Raw genomic sequence first — 20,744 nt, 5'->3', positions numbered from 1 at the left:
TCCGTGCAGGGCGATATGCTGACGGGATGACGGCCCACGACCCTTCTGCCAATGGCCACGCCGGTCCCGGCCATTCCGGGCACAGTTCCGGCTTCAGGCCTGCGGCCCGCGTCAGTCCCAATTTCATCACCGAGATCATCGAACGCGACCTTCAGGAAGGCCGGTACCCGCAGATCGTGACCCGGTTTCCGCCAGAGCCCAGCGGCTACGCACACCTGGGCCACGTGTTTGCCTCCTTTCTGGATTTTCAGACGGCCGTGCAGTACGGCGGGCGCTACCACCTGCGCATGGACGACACCAATCCCGCGCTGGCCACCCAGGAATACGCCGAGGCTATTGCCGACGACCTGCGCTGGCTGGGCTGGGACTGGGGCGAGCACCTGTACTACGCCTCGGACAATTTCGAGCGCTACTACGCCTACGCCGAGCAGCTGATCACCCAGGGTGACGCCTACGTGGACAGCGTCTCCCCCGACGAGATGGCCCGTCTGCGCGGCAACGCCACCACGCCCGGTAGCCCCAGCCCCTACCGCGACCGGACGCCCGAAGAGAACCTGGACCTGTTCCGGCGCATGCGGGCCGGAGAATTCGCCGATGGTCAGCATGCCCTGCGCGCGAAAATCGATCTCGGCAGTCCCAACATGAAACTGCGCGACCCGGTGCTGTACCGCATCCTGCGCGGCCATCACTACCGCACCGGCAACCAGTGGTGCATCTATCCCATGTACGACTTTCAGCACCCACTGCAAGATGCCCTGGAGGGCGTCACACACAGCATGTGCAGCCTGGAATTCGTGGACAACCGCGCCATCTACGACTGGCTGATGGACAAGCTGGGCTTCGAGCCCCGGCCGCACCAGTACGAGTTCGGGCGCCGGGGGCTGGAGTACACCATTACCAGCAAGCGCAAGCTGCGCCGGCTGATCGAGGAACGCGTCGTCAACGGCTGGGACGATCCGCGCATGCCGACGCTGCGGGCCCAGCGCCGACTGGGCGTGACGCCGGAGGCCGTGCGGGCTTTTGCCGCGCAGATCGGCGTGAGCCGCACCAACCGCACCGTGGACATCAGTGTCTACGAGAATGCCGTGCGTGACGACCTGAATCACCGGGCGCCGCGTGTGATGGCCGTGCTTGACCCGCTGCCCGTCACCCTGAGCGACCTGGAGGGTGCCCGGACCCTGAGTCTTCCCTACTGGCCCTTCGACGTGATCCGTGACTCACCTGACGGTCTTGTCGGTCTGCCTGATGGACGGCGCGTGACGCCGGAAGAGGCGGTGCGTCAGGTTCCGCTGAGCAGCGAGCTGTACATCGAGCGCGAGGATTTTCACGCTGATCCGCCCAAAGGCTACAAACGCCTGACGCCAGGCGGAACCGTGCGGCTGCGCGGCGCCGGAATTATCCGAGCTGACCGTTTCGAGACCGATGAAGCCGGTCAGGTCACGCGCGTGCACGCCACCCTGCTGGGCGAGGAAGCCAAAGCGGGCGGTGTCATCCACTGGGTCAGCGCTGCCCAGGCCCTGCCCGCCGAGTTCCGCCTCTACGACCGCCTGTTCCGCGTGCCCAATCCCGAGGGCGAGAACCCGGAAGACAGCGGCTCGGAGCTGAATCCGCCGGACTTTGACCCCGAGCACATGAGCCACGAGAACGAAGCGTCCTCGCTGGACGCGGGCTTCCTGCGCTTTCTGAACCCGGACAGCCTGCGCGTGCACCAGGGTTTCGTGGAGCCCAGCGTGGCCAATGACCCACAGGACACCCGCTACCAGTTCGAGCGGCAGGGCTACTTCTGGCGCGATCCGGTGGACAGCCGCGAGGACGCCCTGGTGTTCGGACGGATCATCACCCTGAAAGACACCTGGGGCAAAGGCGCCCAGACCGCCGCCCCCCAGGCTGCCGCGCCCAGGAAAACCGCACCGAAAGAGGACCCTGCGCCCGCAGCCCCCCAGAAAGTGCATGCGCTCAGCCCCGAACAGGAGGCAGAAGCCAGCCGCCTGCGAGCCCTGGGAGCAGCGGAAGCCGATGCCCGGACCCTTGCGCGTGATCCCCAGCTGCTGACCTTCCTGAATGACGCGCTTGCGGATTCGACCTTCGGTCAGGTGGCCTCCTGGACTGTGAATGACATGGCAGGACTTGTGCGTGCGGGCCAGGTCAAGATCAGCGCTGCTGACCTTGCTCCGCTGGCCAGCCTTCTGGCGGGTGGTCAGATCACCACTCGGGTGGCGCGCGACACCCTGACCCGCTCAGCGGCGAGTGGCGAGGCACCCGCCGTAATCATCGAACGCGAAGGCCTGAATGCTGGCCTCAGCGAGAATGAATTGCAGGGCGCCATCGAGGCTGTGCTCGCAGCCAACCCCGACAAGGTGGAGGCCTACCGCAGCGGCAGAACCGCGCTGATGGGCTTCTTTACAGGACAGGTCATGCGCGCCACCGGCGGCAAGGCCGACCCCAAGCAGGTGGCTGCAGGCCTGACGCACGCCCTGAACGGCAAATAGTCGAGATTTAGAATTCAGCGGCCCACACTGGCAGCCTCCTAAGGCGCGAGCGCGGGCCGCCTATAAGTGTTGTTCTTCAGGCTCTTCCCTTTCAGGACGGGCACCTGATCGATAAACCTCCGTCGCCGCGAGAAAGCAGGAGCTTTCAGTTCACGACGGAAACAGCCGCGCCTCGATAGCGGCTTTGCCGGCGGCGCCGACCACACGGTCCACTGGCTGGCCATTCCTGAAAATAATCATGGTAGGAATGCCCTGCACCTGAAACTGAGAGGGCGTCTGGGGGTTGTCGTCCACATTGACCTTGACGATCCGTACCTGTCCTGGGCGCTCGCGCGCAATCTGCTCAAGCATGGGACCCACCACCCGGCAGGGACCGCACCACGGCGCCCAGAAGTCCACCAGGACCGGCACGCCTGCCTGGATGTCCTGGGCGAAACTGTCATCGGTGCCGTCGTGCAGCCAGGGCAGCGCTGCCCCACACCGGGCACATACTGGCACCGCCCCGCCAGGTACGGCCTGGACACGGTTTTTTGCCTGACACTGGGTGCATTGCAGCACATGGCTCATGTAAACCTCCGGAGTTGAAAGCACGAAAACCAGCCATAACGTTGCTTCGACGCCCTACCGACACCTGAGCGGCCCACCCCCATTCTCAGCTGCAACGCTGAATCCAGTCCACTCCGGATCTTTTTAGCGGCTTCTGCGTCTGTTCAGTGGAAGATAATGGCGCTGACAAAGCCACACCTTGTTTCCTTCTGTCAGGGTGCAGTGCGGGAATTGTTGACCGGGCGCTTCCTTCAGTTCAGCATGCGTCCACCCTGCTGGCTCATCAGTTCCTCGGCCTTCTTCAGGTGGTCACGCAGGGTCACGTACCAGTCATCGCTTTCGGGAGTATGGGCCAGCGCCTGCTGGGCATGTGCATAGGCGGCAGCGGGGTTCGGGAAGCCCTGCTGGGCCATGACATCGGCCGCCATCTGATGAGCCGTAATCCAGTCGCGGCTCTCGGGCGCGGCTTCCTGCACCACGCGTTCGTAGTGATCCAGGGCCTCGTCCAGGTGGTAATAGTCCATGGCCACGCTGCCCAGGACCAGACTGGCCGGAACCACGGCGCCCAGTGCCAGAGCCTGCTCGGCGAGGTGCTGGGCTTCATGCATGCGCCCCAGCCGGTAGTCGCATTCAGCCAGATCCGCCAGGACCTCGGGGCCATAGGGGTACTCCGGCTCCTGCTGGGCTGCTTCCAGCTTTTCGCGGGCTTCCACAGGACGGTCCAGGTCAAGCAGCGCCACACCCAGCTCGTGGTTGGCATAGGGACGGTCCCCGTCGGTCGCCAGGGCCAGGGCCTGCTCGAAGGCCGCCAGGGCCTGCTCCGGCTGTCCCAGATGGGTCAGCACCTGACCGCGTACCAGCGCCACGCCGTAGCTGGGATCACCGTACTGCCGCTCCAGGCGGTCAGCCTCACGGATCATGTCGTGTGCGGTGTCAGGCTGTCCCATATTCAGCAGGGCCTGAGCCCGCAGGTAATGCCATGTGGCCAGATTCAGGGCTTCGTCCTCGGGCAGCGTGCCGGGCGTGTACAGCGGCCGGGCCTGGTCCAACGCTGCTTTCGCCTCGGCACTCATGCCCTGTTGCAGCAGCAGGGCAGCCTGCTCCTGGAGCATCACTGCACGGTCCAGGCCACTTGCCAGGTGGGCAGCCTCGGCATACAGGTGCACGGCCTCTGCAGTCTGGCCCAGCTGCTCATGGGCATCCGCCTGCCAGCTGCGCAGACGCCAGCGCAGATGTATTGGCAGTTCCTGCGGGGTGACGTGAACATCCAGCGCTCCCTGCGGATCGCCGCCCAGCGCCAGCGCACATAGCGCGTGAAAACGGGCCAGAGGCTCGGGAGCCTCGCGTACGGCAGGCTCAGGGGGCGTCGCCTGCCCCTCAAGGGTCCGTGCCTCCAGTTCAGCGTTCAGGGCCTGCCACAGCGGGTCAGCCTGAAAGGCAGGGTTGTAGTGCAGGGCCAGTTGCAGCGCCGCGCGGGTCTCGGCGGTGGCCGTGTCTCCGTACAGGGCATGAATACTGGCCAGATACACCGCCAGCTGAGCACGTTCAGGCGGACGAACTTCGCGGCTGGCCGCTTCCAGAATGGCAAAAGCCGCATCATAGTCGCCTGCGGCGAGGGCCGTGCAAGCCTGTTGCCAGGTGGTGGCGACGTCGATCATCGTAGGCGAGCATAGCGCGCCAGCACGAAACTTTGGGATTCGTGAACCCGGTCCGTAACCTGCGGGACACACATACATCTTGAGCTTGGTACACTCAAGTCCACGGGGCGCGTGGCGTCCCGCTCGCCCTATTTCACCCTTTCTCCCGGAGGCTTACCCTTGAGGCGGCTCAATCCCTGGCTGATCGTTCTGTTTGTGCTGGCCCTGTTTCTGATGTTTTCACAAACCGGGAATATGGGGCGGTCCACCGTCAATTACAACGTGTTCAGGTCCCTGCTGGAACAGGGGCAGATCAAGAGCATCATCATCCGGCAGGAAAATGCCAGTGTTACGCTCAACGGCCCCACCAAGGTGCCGGTCAACACCCCGCAGGGCGTGCAGGAACGCGATAACGTCTCCAACTTCACTGTGCGGCTGCCCGGAAACCTTGCAACGCCCGACAGCACGCTTATTCCGCAGCTTGAGGCCAAGGCTGTCAACTACCGCTTTGAAGCTCCCAGCCAGTGGCTGTCAATTTTCGTCAGTCTGCTGCCGATTTTCCTGCTGTTCGGCCTGATGTACTTCTTCTTTATGCGCGCCCAGGGCGGCCAGAGCGGCGTCATGCAGTTTGGCCAGTCAAAGGCCAAGAAGTACGGCAAGGAAAACCGTGTCCAGACCAAGTTTACCGACGTGGCCGGTCACGAGGAAGCCAAGCGCGAACTTATCGAAGTTGTGGACTTCCTGAAAAATCCCGCCAAGTACCACCAGCTTGGCGCTGAGATTCCCAAGGGCGTGCTGCTGGTCGGCCCTCCCGGCACCGGTAAGACGCTGCTGGCCCGAGCGATTGCCGGCGAGGCCGATGTGCCGTTCTTCTCGGTTTCTGCTTCGGAATTCATGGAGATGTTCGTGGGTGTCGGCGCCAGCCGTGTACGCACCCTGTTCGAGGACGCCCGCAAGAGCGCTCCGGCCATCATGTTCATCGACGAGATCGATTCCATCGGACGCAAGCGTGGTGCAGGTATCGGCGGCGGACACGACGAGCGCGAGCAGACCCTCAACCAGATCCTGTCGGAAATGGACGGCTTCGACAAATCCAGCAGCGTGATTGTGCTGGGCGCGACCAACCGCCCCGACGTGCTGGACCCGGCGCTGCTGCGCCCCGGGCGCTTCGACCGTCAGGTCACCATTGACCTGCCCAACCTCAAGGAGCGCGAGGCGATTCTGAAGGTTCATCTGCGCAACAAGCCCCTGACTGCGGGGGTGGATGTCGAGGAAATTGCCAAGAGCACCCCGTATTTCAGTGGTGCCGACCTCAAGAACGTCACCAACGAGGCCGCTCTGGAAGCCGCGCGCATCGGCAAGACGCAGATCGACATGAGCGACTTCTACCGTGCGCTGGACAAGATCACGCTGGGCCTGGAAAACAGTTCCCTGACCATCAGCGACCTGGAGAAAAAGGCCATCGCCTACCACGAGGCCGGACACGCAGTCACCGCTGCGGTGATTCCTGGCAGCGACAAGCTTCAGAAAGTCAGCATCATTCCGCGCGGTCGCGCGCTGGGCGCTGCCTTCTATCTGCCGGAAGAACAGGTGCTGATGAGCAAGGAGCGCCTGGAAAACCAGCTGATCGTGGCGCTGGGTGGACGCGCTGCAGAGGAAGTGTTTATGGGCAGCGTGACCTCGGGAGCCGCGGACGACTTCCGCAAGGCGACCAACATTGCCCGCAAGATGGTTCTCGAGTGGGGCATGGGCGATAACTTCAAGAACATGGCCCTGACCACCGACAGCGGTCCGGTCTTCCTGGGCGAGGACATGGCCAAGCCCAAGATGTTCAGTGAGCACACCTCTCAGCTGGTGGACGAGGACGTCAAACGCATCCTGAACCGCGCTTTCGAGCGTGCGCGCGAGATTGTCACCGAGTACAAGCAGGCCATGCACGAAGTGGCCGACGCCCTGCTTTCGCAGGAACTCATTACCGGTGACGTGGTGCGCGAAGCCGTGGCCCGCGTGGGAGGCCACAGCCAGCCCATGCCCCAGACCACCGCCTGACGACCCAGTACCAGACAATGCAATTGCCCCCGCTCCGGCGGGGGTTTTTGTTTATGCTGCGCGGCTTTGTTCTCTTTGGTGTTCCGCTGCTGTTGCTTCCGGATCTCGCGCCCCTACAAACATTGACTGCCTGTCCACACGGCAGGACTCTACCTGCATGTGGTCAATAGCAGCTTACAGGTGTCGCCTCAGCGTGTTCACCGGAGCAGATGCATCAGAGCAACCTGAGGCAGAGGTCGCACAAGACGTTCTACGCCTCCAGCACCGTATGCCCAGCGGCGCGCAGAGCTGTTAGCGTGTCTCGAAGCTGAGTCCGGGCCACCAGCACGTAATCGGTATCGAAGGTGCTCAGCGCAAAGATCCCGACACCAGCGTCACGCAGCGGCTCCAGGACCGAAACCAGGATGCCGGTCAGGCTGAATTCGAAAGGTCCGTGCAGCTTAAAGGCCACCCAACCGTGCTGAGCCCGCGCTCCTTGCGGCACGAGGTGTTCCTCGCAGACCACCGAGCACTCTTCAGCCGTCAGGGTCAGGTTGAAGAAAATCCCGCCGGGTGCAGGCAATGGTCCGTTGATGGGCAGCCGGACTACGGCGAAAGCAGCCGGAAGCAGAGACAGGGTCAGACATGGAGGCATTCCCTATGCTGGCATGCACAGGTCGGGTCAGTCCTACTCGCGCCAGATGGCCCAGGTCCGACGGTCGAGCGCGTCCATCTCTTCTGGCGAACGGCCACCCTGACGCAGCAGCGACATGATCTGGCCCCGGTGATGGCTGTCGTGCACCACCGTATGCATCAGGAAACCGGTGGGGTGCGAGGTGTACACACCTTCAAAACCACGTCCCTCATCCAGGGCAGCCTGGACAGCGTTCAGCGCAGCCTCGTCTCCTTTGTCCAGAGCGTGGGCCAGCTGCGCGACGTCACGCGTCGTGAGCCAGAAGTTCTCTTCGGTTCCAGCTACCACTTCCGGTAACCCGGAGGCATGGGCTGGTGAGATGTGCGACAGCCAGCCTGCGCGGAAGCCTGCCAGATGCCCCAGGTGCTGCCCCACGCTCCAGCCGCCCCGGCTGTCATTGATATCCAGGTCCGCTGAGGTCATGGTTGACAGGAGGACCGTGTTGACGCGGGCATTGCGGCGGAAAGCGCTGAGGATCAGGGTCGTGTCGGCCATAAAAGTCTCCTGTAATGACTGGTGCAAGAAACCAGCATTCGCCTGAGCATATGGATGCACCTTGACCTGTGTCGGTTGCCAGGGACAGAGATCAGCAGGCGTAGCGTTGAGCGACCTGCCAGATTGAGGACGTCACGAATTCCGACCAACCTGCCCGAACCCATGACTGGGGCAGCTGCACAGCCACTCCGCTCCAGAACCAGAAGTCCAGGCGCAGGTGGCGTGCGCTGAGTGGCTTAACGCTCGTAGAAGGCGGGAGGCTCAATGCCCAGGGCACGCAGGTACACGTAACCCTGTCCGCGGTGATGGTTTTCGTTGTCTATGGCATACAGAAGAGTTTCCAGCGGTGACAGCTGACCCCAGGCCATCTCCTGCTTGCGCATGAGCCACTCGGGGTCAGCGAGTGGCAATGCCTGAGCCAGCCGGGGCGTCTGGGCGTCCCAGGCAGTCAGTAGGGCAGAGCGGTCTTTGGGATCAGGTTCCTGGGGCGGCTGCCAACTCCAGTCATTCTGGGCAAGGCCCTTCAGGCAGTAGTCGGTCAGACCCTGGAGTTCCCAGGCGAGCTCACCGAATGAGCGCATGGGTGGCGCCGCCGTGAAGCTGAACAGGGCGTCTTCGGGAAAGGCTTCAATGACGCGGCGGGTCAGCCCCCGGTGTCCCTGCCAGTGGGTCAGCAGATCGTCAAGCGTCAGGACAGCAGCGGGCATGGTGTGGATCGTCATATATGAACCTCCTTGGGTTAAATCTGCCCACAGCGTAACCGGCATTGCCGTCAGAACGTGTCGCTTTTCTCTTTTAGACTGGATCTATGTATGACCCCTCCATGCGGGTGCTGACTGTGCTGGAATTGCTGCAGGCGCGCGAAAGCGTGACTGGCGCGGAGCTGGCCCGCCGTCTGGAAGTCAGCCCCCGCACGGTGCAGCGCTATGTAACCCGGCTACAGGACCTGGGGATTCCTGTGGAGGGCCGGCGTGGTGTCGGCGGCGCCTACTGTCTGAAACCCGGATTTCGGCTGCCGCCGCTGATGTTTACCGACGAGGAGGCGCTCAGCCTGGCTCTGGGGCTGCGAGCCTTACGGCACCTGGGCCTGCACGCCCTGGCGCCTGCGGCCGAAGCAGCTGGTGCCAAGCTTTCACGCACCCTGCCGGCACCCCTGCGCGACGGAGTGCAGGCCCTGGAAACCGCTGTTCAGCTCGACGCCTCGCCCTGGGTGGTCAGTACCGACGCTGCCCTGCTGGCTACCCTGCTCCGCGCGGTACGCGAATCGCGGACGGTTGAATTCCGGTATGTCGCTGCGCAGGGAGTAGGTACGACCCGGCAGGCCAATATCTACCGTGTTCTGCATCTGGATGGCCGCTGGTATGCAGTGGGCTGGTGCCTGCTTCGCGGGGCTTTGCGCTCGTTCCGGCTGGACCGGATGGAGGAGCTGTGCGTGCTTGACACTCGTTTTGTCGCCCCGGCCAGCTTCGACGCGGCCGCAGTGGTGCGCGCTGCATTCCCCGAAATCCAGACGCATGAGCTCAGCGTTTGGCTGGCATGCCCACCTGAAGAGCTGCGTGGCCGGGTTTCCACCTGGTGCACCGAAATCGTGCCCGAGGCGGGCGGGACCCGGCTGCGTGCCCAGCGCGACCGGCTGGAGTCATTTGCGGCGTTTCTGCTGGGGCTTGGAGTGTCTTTCCGGGTAGACGACCCGCCTGAACTGCGTGCAGCTTTTGCCACCCTCGCTCAGCGCTGTGCACAGCAGGTTACTTCCGCTGCGTCATGAGCACCCCCACGGACAATGACCCCGCTTATGGCAAGACGTACAGCGGACAAGGCGTAACAGTGTAGTAGAACGTCCGGCGATGCATGCCTGTTGCCAACTGGGTCCGTGCCCTTCCTGCGATGATTCGGTCGGGTGAAGGGCACGGACCCAGGCGGATCAGGCGGCTGCAAAGGAGGTGGCTGCGGTTGACCGTACCTGTCCGGCGGGTGCGCTGCATTACCTGCTGAGGGTGAAGAGCCAGAACAGCCGGAGGCCATGACCACCGTTACCCTGGTGCCGGACAGGCCTCTGGTCCTGCGGGATGACCTGAACGCGGCGGGCCCGCCTGAGATGCGCGCCGCACTGGGCCACTGTGGAGCCAACAAACCCTAGGGCGACGGTCCCCATGCCCACATGGGCTGGACCAGCCAGGAACCACGGCCGCTGACCTTGCCTCAGGCCGCTCTCCGGGTGTCCGGAGGCCCTGAGTACAATGCCGCATGGCTTCATTCAACATCCCAGATCTGATCCGCAAGAAACGCGACGGCCAGACCCATACCCGCGAGGAGCTTGAAGCGCTGGTGCTGGGGTATACCCGTGGCGAGGTTCCGGATTATCAGATCAGCGCCTGGCTGATGGCGGTGTACCTGAAAGGCATGGCTGAGCAGGAGACGGCCGACCTGACCCTGATGATGGCGCAGAGCGGCGACCTGATGAACCTGGGTGACCTGCCGCGGACGGTGGACAAACACTCCACCGGAGGCGTGGGCGACAAAACCAGCCTGATTCTGGCCCCCATGCTCTCGGCACTGGGACTGACCGTGGCCAAGATGAGCGGCCGTGGTCTGGCGCATACAGGCGGGACAATCGACAAGCTCGAAAGCATTCCAGGCTGGAGTTCGGAACTGGAAGAAGCGCAGTTTCTGTCACAGGCGCGCGAAATCGGTCTTGCACTGGTCGGGCAGAGCAAGGATCTGGCTCCGGCGGACGGCAAACTGTATGCCCTGCGCGATGTGACGGCCACAGTGGACTGTCTCCCGCTGATCGCCAGCTCGATCATGAGTAAGAAGCTGGCTTCAGGCGCTCATACAGTCGTGCTGGACGTGAAGGTCGGCGCAGGAGCCTTCATGCGCACGCTGGAGGACGGCCGCGGTCTGGCACGCGCCATGGTGGACATCGGGACGCGCGCCGGACGACAGGTGCGCGCTGTGCTGACCGACATGGACACTCCGCTGGGGCATATGGCCGGCAACAGTCTGGAGGTTCTGGAAGCGCTGGATACCTTGCGGGGCGAGGGGCCGCAGGATCTGACCGAGCTGTGTGTGGCCCTGGCGGTAGAAGCGCTGGCTGCCCAGGGAGAGGACGCGGCCCAGGCTGAAAAACGCGCCCGCACTACCCTGACCGACGCCTCGGCGTTGCAGCGGTTCCGGGCTTTTGTCGAGGCGCAGGGTGGAGACGCCAGCTACGTGGATGAGCCCTCGAAATTTGATGTGGCCCCTGGCCGCGCAGACATTACCGCCACGACGACCGGTTTTGTCGGGCGGATAGACGCCCTGAGTGTAGGCCGGGCTGTGTTGGCACTGGGGGGAGGCCGTGAGCGCAAGGGCGAGGCAATCGATCACGGAGTGGGTGTGGAACTGATCCGCAAACCCGGCGAGTCGGTGAAAGCCGGCGAGGCCGTCCTGCGACTCTACCACCGTGATGGCCGTGGCCTGGAGACCGCACGGCAGCTGCTCCAGGACGGCCTGAGCCTCAGTGAGACGCCTCCGCAGCCTGAGCCTTTGATTCTTGACCGAGTGAACTGAGTCAATGGTTGGCAGAGACGAGGGTCAGGCAACCCTCGTCTCCTTTCTGTTGTTCAGTCCAGCCATCCCTGTCCAGCCGGCTCTTCCTGTATCCGCTCCGTTCGCTCAGCACCCGGGTCCCGCTTCTGAAACGTTCTGGGATTGTCCGCAATTGCCTACGGCAGACGAACAATGCGGCAGTTCTCGCTTGGAGTATCCGGCGCGTTGGTCGCCACAATGACCTGCTCGTCTGTTCCCACAAAGCCCTGGCAGCGTGCCTGCTCACGCAGATAGTCGGGATTGGTGGCGTTGCGCTGTGCGTCCTGCAGGATTTTCACGTCACGCTCCAGGGCCTGGATACGCTCGCGGGTCTCGCGGGTCTGCTGACTCCAGGTCAGGCTGCGGTAGGTGGTATGACCCAGCTGGAATGTCAGCTGCACGATTCCCAGACCAGCCAGCAGGCTTGCCAGCATCATGCTCAGAGGCAGCCGGCTCAAACGCCGCCACAGGTCCCGGCGCGGTGCGGGCGGCGGCGGAGGAGCACCTTGATCCATATGCAGCAGCATAGCGCTGAGTCCCGGCGGTCAGCTGTCCTGATCTGGCACTGGCATGGTCCGGACCCCTCCGGACAGCGCCGTTACACTGGGCGATATGACCGACGTCTCCCCTTCTGCCCCTCCTCAGCCAGCCGCGGGCCGCATCCCGGAGCTGAACTGGGCCGATGCTCACCGCGCGAGTATCCAGATGCGCTACAGCGACATAGACACCAACCACCACGTCAACAATGGCCGCTATGGCGAATATCTGGAAAATGCTCGCATCATGCTGATGCGCGACGTGGGGCTGTGGGGGGCTGGCGAACGGACCGTGCTGGCCCGCATGGAACTGGACTACGTGCAGGAAATCCGCGCCGGGCAGGAGCTGATGGTCGAATCACTGATCGAGCGGATGGGCCGCACCAGCTGGACCGTGGTGGCCCGCATTCTGGCTGACGGGGTGCCATGCGCCTTTTCACGCGCGGTGCTGGTGCGGGTGAATCCTGATCACCAGCCTCAGCCGCTGCCAGACTGGGTCCGTGAGGCACTGGCACCGCTGATGGTCCGCTTATGAGCGGGGCGCACTACGAAGACCGCGTGATGTATCAGGGCGACATCTGGGTGCGGCTTGATACCCTGCCACGCCTGCTGGCCGAAGGCTGGCGCCGGATCCTTTCGGAAGGTGGCGTGGTCAGCGTGGTGCGCACCCCGTTCCAGTGGGCCATGGCGTCGCCGGTGATCGAGATCGAGACGGGCGGCTACCTGGGAGATGTCGGGCTGTACGTTCCCGAAGTGCAGCTGCGCGAGGCTCTGTTCTTGCTGGGAGAGGAAGACGGCGGCGTAGACGGCCCAGAGAAGCATGAAGATACCTGACGCTAAAGTAGCGTCTAGTCTTAAGCATTCTTTCCGGAAGCGTGGAACCGGTTCCGGCTTGTTTCAGGAGTCCCCATGACCAATCCTACCCTCAGTGCCCAACCCGCCAGTATCGGCGTGGATGTGGGCGGCACCAAGATCGCCTGCGGCGTGCTGCGCGGTGATCAGCTGCTTGAGCGCCACGTACAGCCCACCCCGGAGACCGGCTGGGAAGCTGTGCTCGACGCCATCGCCGCCCAGGTCCAGCAGATTCAGACCGCGCACCCGGACGCCCGCCTGATTGGCGTGGGGATTCCGGGGCCTCTGAACGCCGACCGGACCCGCGTTAAATTTGCGCCCAACATCTACGGCTTTACCGACGTGCCTATGGTGGACGGCCTGCGGGACCGCCTGGGCCAGCGCATCATTCTGGAAAACGACGCCAAGGCGGCGGCCCTGGCCGAAGCCCACCTGGGGGCAGCCCGCGGCGCCGAGAGCAGCGTGTATGTGACGGTCAGCACCGGCATCGGAGCCGGGATCGTCATCAATGGCCGCATCTGGCGCGGTCGGCACGGCATTGCCGGCGAACTGGGCCACGTCACCGTGATGCCCGGCGGCCCGGTCAGCGGCGCAGGCCTGGACGGCGCCCTGGAGGCCATAGCCAGTGGCACTGCCATTGCCCGTGACGCCAGCTATACCCTGAACCGTGAGGTCAGCACTGCCGAGGCCTTCTCGCTGGCTCAGCAGGGTCACCCTGGCGCCCGGCGTGTCGTCATGCAGGCCCTGAAGCACATTGGCGTGGCCCTGGCCGACCTGCAGAAGGTTCTGGACCCAGAGGTCTTCGTGATCGGCGGGGGCGTGGCCAGTGTGGGCGATTTCTTCTTTCAGGGCGTTCAGGCTGCTGCCAACGAATACGCGGCCGGCTTCGCCCCTGTGACCATCCGCCGCGCGCAGCTGGGCACCGACGCTGGTGTGATCGGCGCCGCCCTGGCCGCCCAGCACGGCTGAGGCCCGCGCAGCCATGACTCCAGCCGACCCCTGGTCATTCCTTGCTGAGGTGCGGACTTATGCCCTGCCCTTCTATCAGGAACCCCACCGGGCCTACCACACGGCCGCGCATGTCCGGGACATGCTGCTCGGACTGGGGCGCCGCGGCGTGCTGAGCCCGGCACTGGCGTTGGGAGTCTGGGGGCATGACCTGGTCTATGAGCCCCGCGCCACTGACAACGAGCAGCGCAGCGCGGAGCTGTTCGACGCCTGGCTGTGGTCACGGGGAGCACCGGACAGCCTGCGGGAACAGATAAGAGACCTGATCTTGGTGACCCAGCATGTGGCTCCCGCTTTTACCCGCGAAGAAGCCCTGATGGTGGACGCCGACCTGAGCATCCTGGGTGCCAGTCCGCAAGCGTTTGCTGCCTATCACGCGGCCATCCGCAAGGAGTACGCGCACGTGCCGGAGTGTCGTTACCGGCATGGGCGTCTGGCAGTGCTGCGCGGCTTTCTGGAACGCGAGACGCTGTATCTCACCTCGGAGTTCGCAGCGCTGGACGCTCCGGCCCGGCGGAACCTGCGCGCTGCCATAGAGGCGCTGGAAAACAGCCGGTAAATGAAACGCGCCTCCCGGTACCGGGAGGCGCGTTTCACAGAAAAACAGCTTCAGTCCGCGGCGCTGCCGTGGTTGCCGGACTGAATGTCCTTGCGCTGCTGCTTGGCCTTGGCCTCGATCTTGGCCTTGATTTTCTTCTGGGTGTAGCTGGCTTCGCGTTCACGCTGGTCGAGCACGCTGCGAATAAAGCGGATGTCATCCTCGATGCCGGGAATGACCACCTGCTCCAGGGCGTTGACCCGGCGGGAGGTTTTCTTGATCTCCTCACCGATCCGGCGCAGCTTCGTTTCCGTAGCGGCGACCTTCACGATCGCTTCCATGACGCCGCCGAAATCGGTGGCGGCCTGGATGGTGCGTGCGCCGACGTTGATGGGGCTGAAGTTCGTCGTCTGGGTACGCTCGGGGATGTTGATGCGGGGCACCTTCACGCCATAGATGCTTTCAATCTGCATATTCACAGCGTAGTCGCCGCTGCCTGCCAGACTGAGGCTCTCAACCGCTTCAGGGCTGTCCCAGGCCTTGGCCCCGAACAGGCTGGTGTAGGCTCCCTTGCTGACACCGCCGAGCTGCTCGCGCGCTGCCAGGGCGTCCTTGACCAGAGCGAAGAATTCGCCGATCAGGGCGTCACGCTTGCGCTTGAGCAGGTCTGCACCGCCAGAGGCCGTCTTGAGACTGGCTTTGCTGGCGAGCAGGGCGCTGCGGGTAGGGCTGATCTGTCCTGCCATTGATGTTCACCTCCTCGTGCAGTGGAGTCCGAAGGGGACGCACGTACGCGCCCCCTTCCGTGCCTGGTCTAGCTTAGCCCAGGCTCCGGCTGCCCTTCCACATTTCGTCCATCTTGGTGCCGTAGTACTTGTCGATGGCGTCCTTGGAAATACGGGTCAGCTGGCTCTGGGGCAGCTTGGACAGAATGCCCCAGGCGACCGTCAGGCTATCGTCGATGCTGCGGTCCTGGTCACCCTGGCCGATGAAGTACTGCTCAAAGTCATCAGCGAAGCGCAGGTACAGCTTGTCGGTCTCGGTCAGCGCGTCCTCACCGGTGATGGCCACCAGTTTGCGCAGGTCCAGGCCGTTGGCGTAAGCGGCGAACAGCTGGTCAGAGATGTTCTTGTGGTCGGCGCGGGTCTTGCCCTTGCCGATGCCGTTGCCCTGCAGACGACTCAGGCTGGGCAGCGGGTTGATCGGCGGGAACACACCCTTGGAGTTCAGGGTGCGGTCCACCACGATCTGCCCTTCGGTGATGTACCCGGTCAGGTCGGGAATAGGGTGGGTGATGTCATCGTCGGGCATCGACAGAATCGGCACCTGGGTAACCGAGCCGGGCTTGCCTTCCACCACGCCGGCGCGCTCGTACAGCGACGCAAGATCGGTGTACATGTAGCCGGGGAAGCCACGGCGACCGGGGATCTCTTCACGTGCACCGCCGATTTCACGCAGCGCCTCGCAGTAGTTCGTCAGGTCGGTCAGAATCACCAGCACGTGGTAGCCGTGCTCGAAAGCCAGGTACTCGGCGGTGGTCAGCGCCATGCGGGGGGTCAGCAGACGCTCGACGGCCGGATCGTCGGCCTTGTTCAGGAACAGGACCGAACGGGCCAGCGCACCGGTGCGCTCGAACTCCTGGGTGAAGAAGCTGACTTCGCGCTGGGTCAGACCCATCGCGGCGAAGACCACGGCGAAGTCACCTTCGTGTCCGGGCACCTTCGCCTGACGGGCGATCTGCGCGGCCAGTTCGTTGTGCGGCAGACCCGAGCCGGAGAAGATCGGCAGCTTCTGGCCACGGATCAGGCTGGTCTGCACGTCGATGGTGCTGATGCCCGTCTGAATGAACTCTTCGGGCTTGGCGCGCGCGGCCGGGTTCATGGCCTGGCCGTTGATGCTCAGGCGCTGCTCAGCGACAACCTGGGGCAGTCCGTCGATAGGACGGCCCAGGCCGTCGAAGCGGCGACCGATCATTTCCTTGCTCACGCCCAGGCGCGCCACGTCCTCAACGAGGCTTACGCTGGCGGTCGCCAGGTCCAGACCGCGGGTTTCCTCGAACACCTGAATCACGGCGTTCTGATCGGTCACCGAGATGACCTGACCGCCGCGTGAACGCCCGCTGGCGTCCTTGATGTTCACGATGGCGCCGTACGCCAGGTCCGAAGCTGCGTTGACGAACAGCAGCGGACCGGAGATGTACGCGACGTCGTTGTATTCCTTCTGGAGAAGGGTCACGCTTTCACTCCTTTGAAGGTGGTGCTCAGCTGATCCATCACGCCTTCACCGTAGGCCGCAAACTCGTTCTCGGGGGTGTAGCGGGCGCGGGCCAGCTTCTCGATCACGGGGTTCTGGATGATCTCGTCGATGGTCGAGCCGTTCTTGAGGGCCAAGTCGGCCTCGTCATAGAACTTCAGGAACATCTTCATCAGGCCGTAGTTCTTGGGCATGGAGGCCGAGGCGTCCACCGGGTCAAAGCCGTTCTGCTGCAGGAAGTCCTGCCTCAGCATGCGGCCGGTCTCGATGATCAGACGCTCGTTGTCCTGCAGGGCGTCGGGACCGACGAGCTGCACGACTTCCTGCAGAGCAGCTTCCTGCTGCAGCAGGTTAGTGATGCGCTGGCGCAGTTCCGGGAAGTCCGGGCCCACGTTCTGGCGGTACCACTTGTCCAGGATCGGCGTGAACAGGCTGTAGGAGCCGTTCCAGTTGATGGCCGGGAAGTGGCGGCGGCGCGCCAGACCGGCGTCCAGACGCCAGAAGGCGCCGGTGATACGCAGGGTGGCCTGGGTCACGGGCTCGGACATGTCGCCGCCTGCGGGGCTCACGGCGCCGATCACGGAAACCGCTCCGTCGTCACCGGACAGGGTCTTGACGGCTCCGGCGCGCTCGTAGAAGGCAGCCAGCTTGGCGCCCAGGTAGGGCGGGTAGCCTTCTTCGGCAGGCATTTCTTCGAGGCGGGAGGAAATCTCGCGCAGCGCCTCGGCCCAGCGGCTGGTGCTGTCGGCCATCAGCGACACGCTGTAGCCCTGGTCGCGGAAGTACTCGGCCAGCGTGATGCCGGTGTACACCGAGGCTTCACGGGCGGCCACGGGCATGTTGGAGGTGTTGGCGATCAGGATGGTGCGGTGCATCAGCGGCCCGCCGGTCTTGGGGTCAACCAGTTCCGGGAACTCCACCAGCACGTCGGTCATTTCGTTGCCACGCTCGCCGCAGCCCACGTACACCACGATGTCGGCGTTGCCGTACTTGGCGACCGACTGCTGGGTCACGGTCTTGCCGCTTCCGAAGGGGCCGGGAATTGCGGCGGCGCCACCCATCACCAGGGGGAACAGCACGTCCAGAATGCGCATTCCGGTAAGGAACGGCAGGCTGGGGTCGAGCTTCTTCTGCACCGGACGCGGCGCGCGCACGGGCCAGTAGTGGGCCAGGCGCAGCTTGGTGCCGTCTTCCAGTTCAGCGATGGTGTCGTCGATGGTGTATTCACCAGCGGCAGCGACCCAGCGCAGCTTGCCTCCCTTGTCGGGGGGCGTCAGGATCTTGTGCGTGAAGCTGAACTCTGGAACGGTGCCCAGAATGCCGCTGCCGACCACCGTGTCGCCGGGCTGCACGCTGGGCGTGAAGGCCCACTTCTTGGTGCGGTCCAGCGAGGACACTTCGATACCACGGGCAATAAAGTCGCCTGAAGCTTCGCGGATCTTGTCCAGCGGGCGCTGAATACCGTCATAGATGCCGTTGAGCATGCCCGGCCCGAGCTCGACGCTCAGGGGAAGGTTGGTGGTCTCGACGGGCTCACCAACGGTCAGGCCGCTGGTGTCTTCGTACACCTGCACGAAGGCGGTGTTGCCGTCGAGGCGGATGATCTCGCCCACGAGGCGTTCTCTGCCCACGCGCACGATGTCGTACATTTTCGCGCCGTACATGCCGTCTGCGATGACGGCCGGTCCGGCGATGCTCTGCACGACGCCTTGCTTGTTCTGCGTCATTTGGATCTCCTTGAGAAAGGTCGAAGAGGGGCCGGAAAGCGCGGGAGCGGGAAAGGTCGAAGAGGTTGCAGCCTGAAGAGGCGGTGCCCTGTTGAAGCAGGGCTTCCGGACACGCCCCCGACGCTTTGACCCGTTGACCTCTTTTACAGCTTGATGTCGAAGCCGATGGTGTCCCGAACCAGTTTGCCCATGTAGGCCTTGGCATCCACCGTATCGGTTGCAAAGGCGTCCTTGAGGCTGGGGATCGGGAGCAGGATCGGCAGGTCACGGCCGCGCATGACGCGCGCGGTCGCACTCGCCGGGTCCGGAATCAGGCCGGTGTCCACTGCGATCAGACCGAAGTCGCCGCTGAGGATGGCCTGCTCCAGAACCTGCACGGCATTCTCGCGGCCGGCCTCGATAACCTGCGCGCCGGCCAGGCGGTAGCCGGTGGCGGTTTCGGTGTCGCTGAGCACAGCGACACGCTGGGTGCTGCCTGCTTGCGTCATGCCTGCACCTCACGGCGGATCTGATCGGTGGGCAGGTCGTAGTACTTGCCGCGCCCGATCAGGCGGAGCTTGGCAATCTCGATTTCCTTGCGGCGCAGGAAGTCCAGGATGATGCCCACGCCTTCCGGGTCACCAGCTGCGACATTGCGCGCGGCGGTGTCCAGGGCAGTGCGGGCGGCCACCTCGGCCTCTTCCATGCTGGGCGCTTCCAGAATCGCGGCGATACTTGCCACGCCGCCGGCGTCTCCAGCGCTCAGGCGGCTGTACCCGCCTGCGTCCAGGCTGCCGCCCGGAACAAACAGGTTGGGGTCCAGCGCCTGTGCCTGCGCTCCGGTACCACGGGCCGCGCGAGCGATCAGCGCATTGGTCACGTCGATCTCGCGCGTCAGATAACGGCGCAGGCTGGTGTTGCGCGCCACCTGAAGGGCGTAGCGGTAGTACCCCTGGTCCAGCGCCACTTCCAGATCAAGCAGTCGGTTGGTGCTGCCGTACGCCGACGCACCGTTGCGCATGGCCTGAGCCAGTGGATGACCACTGACAGCGATGGCTGCTGCTGCGCTTTGCAGGTCGGTGCTCTGTGCGGCGGTCTGCAGGGCTGCCGGGCGAATGGTGCCACCTGGGATCAGGCCCTCAAGAATCGCGTCCGCGCCGCGTCCGCTGACAATGCCGCGCACGATGGTCTTGAGGTTGATCAGGTCCCACTTCATCAGCAGGGCCTGGATCTCGCGCTTAGCGTCGCCATCGGCAAAGCCCAGGACCTTCTGGGTGGTGGCAAACAGGTTCTGCGAGAGCGCGCGGTCGAGTTCGGGAAGCCCGGCGCCCTCAGTGGTGGTCTCGCGCATGTTGGCGCCGAGATCCGTTTCACTGAGCACGCGCAGGAACTCCTGGTAGCTGCCCGACGCGAGCGCCGCGTCCAGGGCGCGCCCGTCCAGCAGCTTGGTCCGCATGACACGGACACGCGTGTTGATGTACGAGTAGTCGTCGGGCATGAGCGGTTCCTTTACTCGGCGAGCAGGCGGCTGACCTGCGGCGCGAGTTCGCCCCTGACGCGTTCCAGCCGGCCCGCGAGGGTGTTGGTGATGCCGCTCTTGCCGCCGCGGGCGACCACGCGCACGCCGCCCTGGATAGCCGGGTTCTCGCGCACAGCAATATCGTGCACCAGTTCGCGGGCCAGCGCCGCTTCAGCGGGGTTAACCTCTACGGCCTCGGCATCGGTGATCACTTCGCGGGCCTGATAGATCAGGCGGCCCAGAATGTCACGGTACTCGGGGACGCGGGTGATTTCCGTGATCTGCTGGTTGACCAGCTCGTACACCTGGCTCATGCCGCTTTCGCTGGCCGTGAGGCGGGCGGCGTTCAGGTCCAGGTCGGCGGCGCTGCGCGCGCGCACGATCCCGGCCTGACGCTGGGTTTCCAGCGCACGCTGACGGCTTTCAATCAGCGCCTGCGCACGTTCCTGGGCCTGAGCAACAATCATCTGAGAGCGGTCACGGGCTTCGGCGCGGATGCGCTCGATCTCCGATTGCGCCTCCTGTTCGAGAAGCTTGTCGAGGGCCATATATATCAGGCCAGGATGAACAGCGCGAGGAAGCCGAAGATGACGAGGGTTTCGGGAATCAGGAAGTACAGCAGCAGGCTACCGGCCTTGCTGGGGTCCTCGGCGACAGCGCCGACCAGGCTCGAGCCGATGCGGGCCTGTGCAATGCCGGTGCCTACAGCACCCAGGCCCAGGGCCAGACCGGCGCCGATGGCACGCAGGCCACGGTAGGCATCGTCGGAACCGCCGGCGGCGCCGGCTTCCGCAGCCAGACCGCTGGTGGCGAGGGCAAGGACGAGGGACGCGAGGACGATCTTGTTGTACTTGGTCATGTCAGACACTCCTGAAA

21 protein-coding genes are annotated in these 20,744 nt (G+C 64.2%); 8 read left to right on the top strand and 13 right to left on the bottom strand.

Annotation, left to right across the window (positions count from 1 at the left end; translation table 11 throughout):
• Positions 1-26: 26 nt before the first annotated feature.
• On the top strand, positions 27-2,489 hold the full coding sequence (locus tag DEIDE_RS00620; protein ID WP_012692038.1) for a glutamine--tRNA ligase/YqeY domain fusion protein: 2,463 nt from the start codon (positions 27-29) through the stop codon (positions 2,487-2,489).
• A gap of 150 nt (positions 2,490-2,639) precedes the next feature.
• Here the strand turns inward: DEIDE_RS00620 and trxA are convergent, their stop codons facing one another.
• Positions 2,640-3,056: a thioredoxin gene (trxA, locus tag DEIDE_RS00615; RefSeq protein ID WP_012692037.1), complete on the bottom strand. Its 417-nt coding sequence runs from the start codon at positions 3,054-3,056 to the stop codon at positions 2,640-2,642.
• Positions 3,057-3,286: 230 nt separating this feature from the next.
• On the bottom strand, positions 3,287-4,693 hold the full coding sequence (locus DEIDE_RS00610) for a tetratricopeptide repeat protein (RefSeq protein WP_012692036.1): 1,407 nt from the start codon (positions 4,691-4,693) through the stop codon (positions 3,287-3,289).
• Positions 4,694-4,852: 159 nt separating this feature from the next.
• Here DEIDE_RS00610 and ftsH point away from each other — a divergent pair, with 159 nt between their 5' ends.
• Positions 4,853-6,721, top strand: coding sequence for an ATP-dependent zinc metalloprotease FtsH (gene ftsH, locus DEIDE_RS00605; protein WP_012692035.1), 1,869 nt, complete (start codon positions 4,853-4,855; stop codon positions 6,719-6,721).
• A gap of 250 nt (positions 6,722-6,971) precedes the next feature.
• Here ftsH and DEIDE_RS00600 read toward each other — a convergent pair whose 3' ends face one another.
• The 3 genes from DEIDE_RS00600 to DEIDE_RS00590 all read right to left on the bottom strand — a co-directional run bounded on the left by DEIDE_RS00600 (position 6,972) and on the right by DEIDE_RS00590 (position 8,611).
• Positions 6,972-7,355: an ACT domain-containing protein gene (locus DEIDE_RS00600; RefSeq protein WP_012692034.1), complete on the bottom strand. Its 384-nt coding sequence runs from the start codon at positions 7,353-7,355 to the stop codon at positions 6,972-6,974.
• A 33-nt stretch (positions 7,356-7,388) separates the two neighbouring features.
• Positions 7,389-7,889 carry a DinB family protein gene (locus DEIDE_RS00595; protein WP_012692033.1) on the bottom strand — a complete coding sequence of 167 codons (501 nt, stop codon included), beginning with the start codon at positions 7,887-7,889 and terminating at the stop codon, positions 7,389-7,391.
• A 236-nt stretch (positions 7,890-8,125) separates the two neighbouring features.
• Positions 8,126-8,611 (bottom strand): DinB family protein, encoded by a 486-nt coding sequence (locus tag DEIDE_RS00590; RefSeq protein WP_012692032.1) that lies wholly within the window; start codon positions 8,609-8,611, stop codon positions 8,126-8,128.
• Positions 8,612-8,697: 86 nt separating this feature from the next.
• Here DEIDE_RS00590 and DEIDE_RS00585 point away from each other — a divergent pair, with 86 nt between their 5' ends.
• Both DEIDE_RS00585 and DEIDE_RS00580 read left to right on the top strand, forming a co-directional pair.
• Positions 8,698-9,654 (top strand): helix-turn-helix transcriptional regulator, encoded by a 957-nt coding sequence (locus tag DEIDE_RS00585; protein ID WP_012692031.1) that lies wholly within the window; start codon positions 8,698-8,700, stop codon positions 9,652-9,654.
• 479 nt (positions 9,655-10,133) lie between these two features.
• Entirely contained in the window at positions 10,134-11,438 is a 1,305-nt protein-coding gene (locus DEIDE_RS00580) for a thymidine phosphorylase (protein ID WP_012692030.1), read from the top strand.
• A 155-nt stretch (positions 11,439-11,593) separates the two neighbouring features.
• On the opposite strand, the gene DEIDE_RS00575 is transcribed toward DEIDE_RS00580, so the two are convergent.
• Complete coding sequence (locus tag DEIDE_RS00575; protein ID WP_193589555.1) at positions 11,594-11,971, bottom strand: cell division protein FtsB; 378 nt, start codon at positions 11,969-11,971, stop codon at positions 11,594-11,596.
• Between the two features lie 97 nt (positions 11,972-12,068).
• On the opposite strand from DEIDE_RS00575, the gene DEIDE_RS00570 reads away from it, so the two are divergent.
• The 4 genes from DEIDE_RS00570 (at position 12,069) to DEIDE_RS00555 (ending at position 14,411) form a co-directional block, all read left to right on the top strand.
• Positions 12,069-12,527 (top strand): acyl-CoA thioesterase, encoded by a 459-nt coding sequence (locus DEIDE_RS00570; RefSeq protein ID WP_012692028.1) that lies wholly within the window; start codon positions 12,069-12,071, stop codon positions 12,525-12,527.
• On the top strand, positions 12,524-12,826 hold the full coding sequence (locus DEIDE_RS00565) for a hypothetical protein (protein WP_012692027.1): 303 nt from the start codon (positions 12,524-12,526) through the stop codon (positions 12,824-12,826). The genes DEIDE_RS00570 and DEIDE_RS00565 overlap by 4 nt, the downstream gene beginning before the upstream one ends.
• Before the next feature lie 75 nt (positions 12,827-12,901).
• Positions 12,902-13,813, top strand: a complete 912-nt coding sequence (locus DEIDE_RS00560) for an ROK family protein (RefSeq protein ID WP_012692026.1) — start codon at positions 12,902-12,904, stop codon at positions 13,811-13,813.
• Between the two features lie 13 nt (positions 13,814-13,826).
• Complete coding sequence (locus DEIDE_RS00555) at positions 13,827-14,411, top strand: HD domain-containing protein (protein ID WP_012692025.1); 585 nt, start codon at positions 13,827-13,829, stop codon at positions 14,409-14,411.
• Positions 14,412-14,461: 50 nt separating this feature from the next.
• Here DEIDE_RS00555 and DEIDE_RS00550 read toward each other — a convergent pair whose 3' ends face one another.
• The 7 genes from DEIDE_RS00550 to DEIDE_RS00520 all read right to left on the bottom strand — a co-directional run bounded on the left by DEIDE_RS00550 (position 14,462) and on the right by DEIDE_RS00520 (position 20,727).
• A complete protein-coding gene (locus DEIDE_RS00550) occupies positions 14,462-15,136 on the bottom strand; it encodes a V-type ATP synthase subunit D (RefSeq protein ID WP_012692024.1) in 675 nt (224 codons plus the stop codon).
• 73 nt (positions 15,137-15,209) lie between these two features.
• Positions 15,210-16,625, bottom strand: a complete 1,416-nt coding sequence (locus DEIDE_RS00545; protein ID WP_012692023.1) for a V-type ATP synthase subunit B — start codon at positions 16,623-16,625, stop codon at positions 15,210-15,212.
• Positions 16,622-18,370, bottom strand: a complete 1,749-nt coding sequence (locus DEIDE_RS00540; RefSeq protein ID WP_012692022.1) for a V-type ATP synthase subunit A — start codon at positions 18,368-18,370, stop codon at positions 16,622-16,624. Before DEIDE_RS00540 ends, DEIDE_RS00545 begins: the two co-directional genes overlap by 4 nt.
• A gap of 143 nt (positions 18,371-18,513) precedes the next feature.
• Positions 18,514-18,858 carry a V-type ATP synthase subunit F gene (locus DEIDE_RS00535; protein WP_012692021.1) on the bottom strand — a complete coding sequence of 115 codons (345 nt, stop codon included), beginning with the start codon at positions 18,856-18,858 and terminating at the stop codon, positions 18,514-18,516.
• On the bottom strand, positions 18,855-19,847 hold the full coding sequence (locus DEIDE_RS00530; protein ID WP_012692020.1) for a V0D/AC39 family V-type ATPase subunit: 993 nt from the start codon (positions 19,845-19,847) through the stop codon (positions 18,855-18,857). Before DEIDE_RS00530 ends, DEIDE_RS00535 begins: the two co-directional genes overlap by 4 nt.
• 11 nt (positions 19,848-19,858) lie before the next feature.
• Entirely contained in the window at positions 19,859-20,416 is a 558-nt protein-coding gene (locus DEIDE_RS00525) for a V-type ATP synthase subunit E (protein WP_012692019.1), read from the bottom strand.
• A 5-nt stretch (positions 20,417-20,421) separates the two neighbouring features.
• On the bottom strand, positions 20,422-20,727 hold the full coding sequence (locus DEIDE_RS00520; protein WP_012692018.1) for an ATP synthase subunit K: 306 nt from the start codon (positions 20,725-20,727) through the stop codon (positions 20,422-20,424).
• Positions 20,728-20,744 lie beyond the last annotated feature (17 nt).

The organism is Deinococcus deserti VCD115 (assembly GCF_000020685.1).
GTDB classification, from domain to species: domain Bacteria; phylum Deinococcota; class Deinococci; order Deinococcales; family Deinococcaceae; genus Deinococcus; species Deinococcus deserti.
Note: the sequence above shows the minus strand (reverse complement) of the source record. Positions and strands in the feature narration are given on the sequence as shown.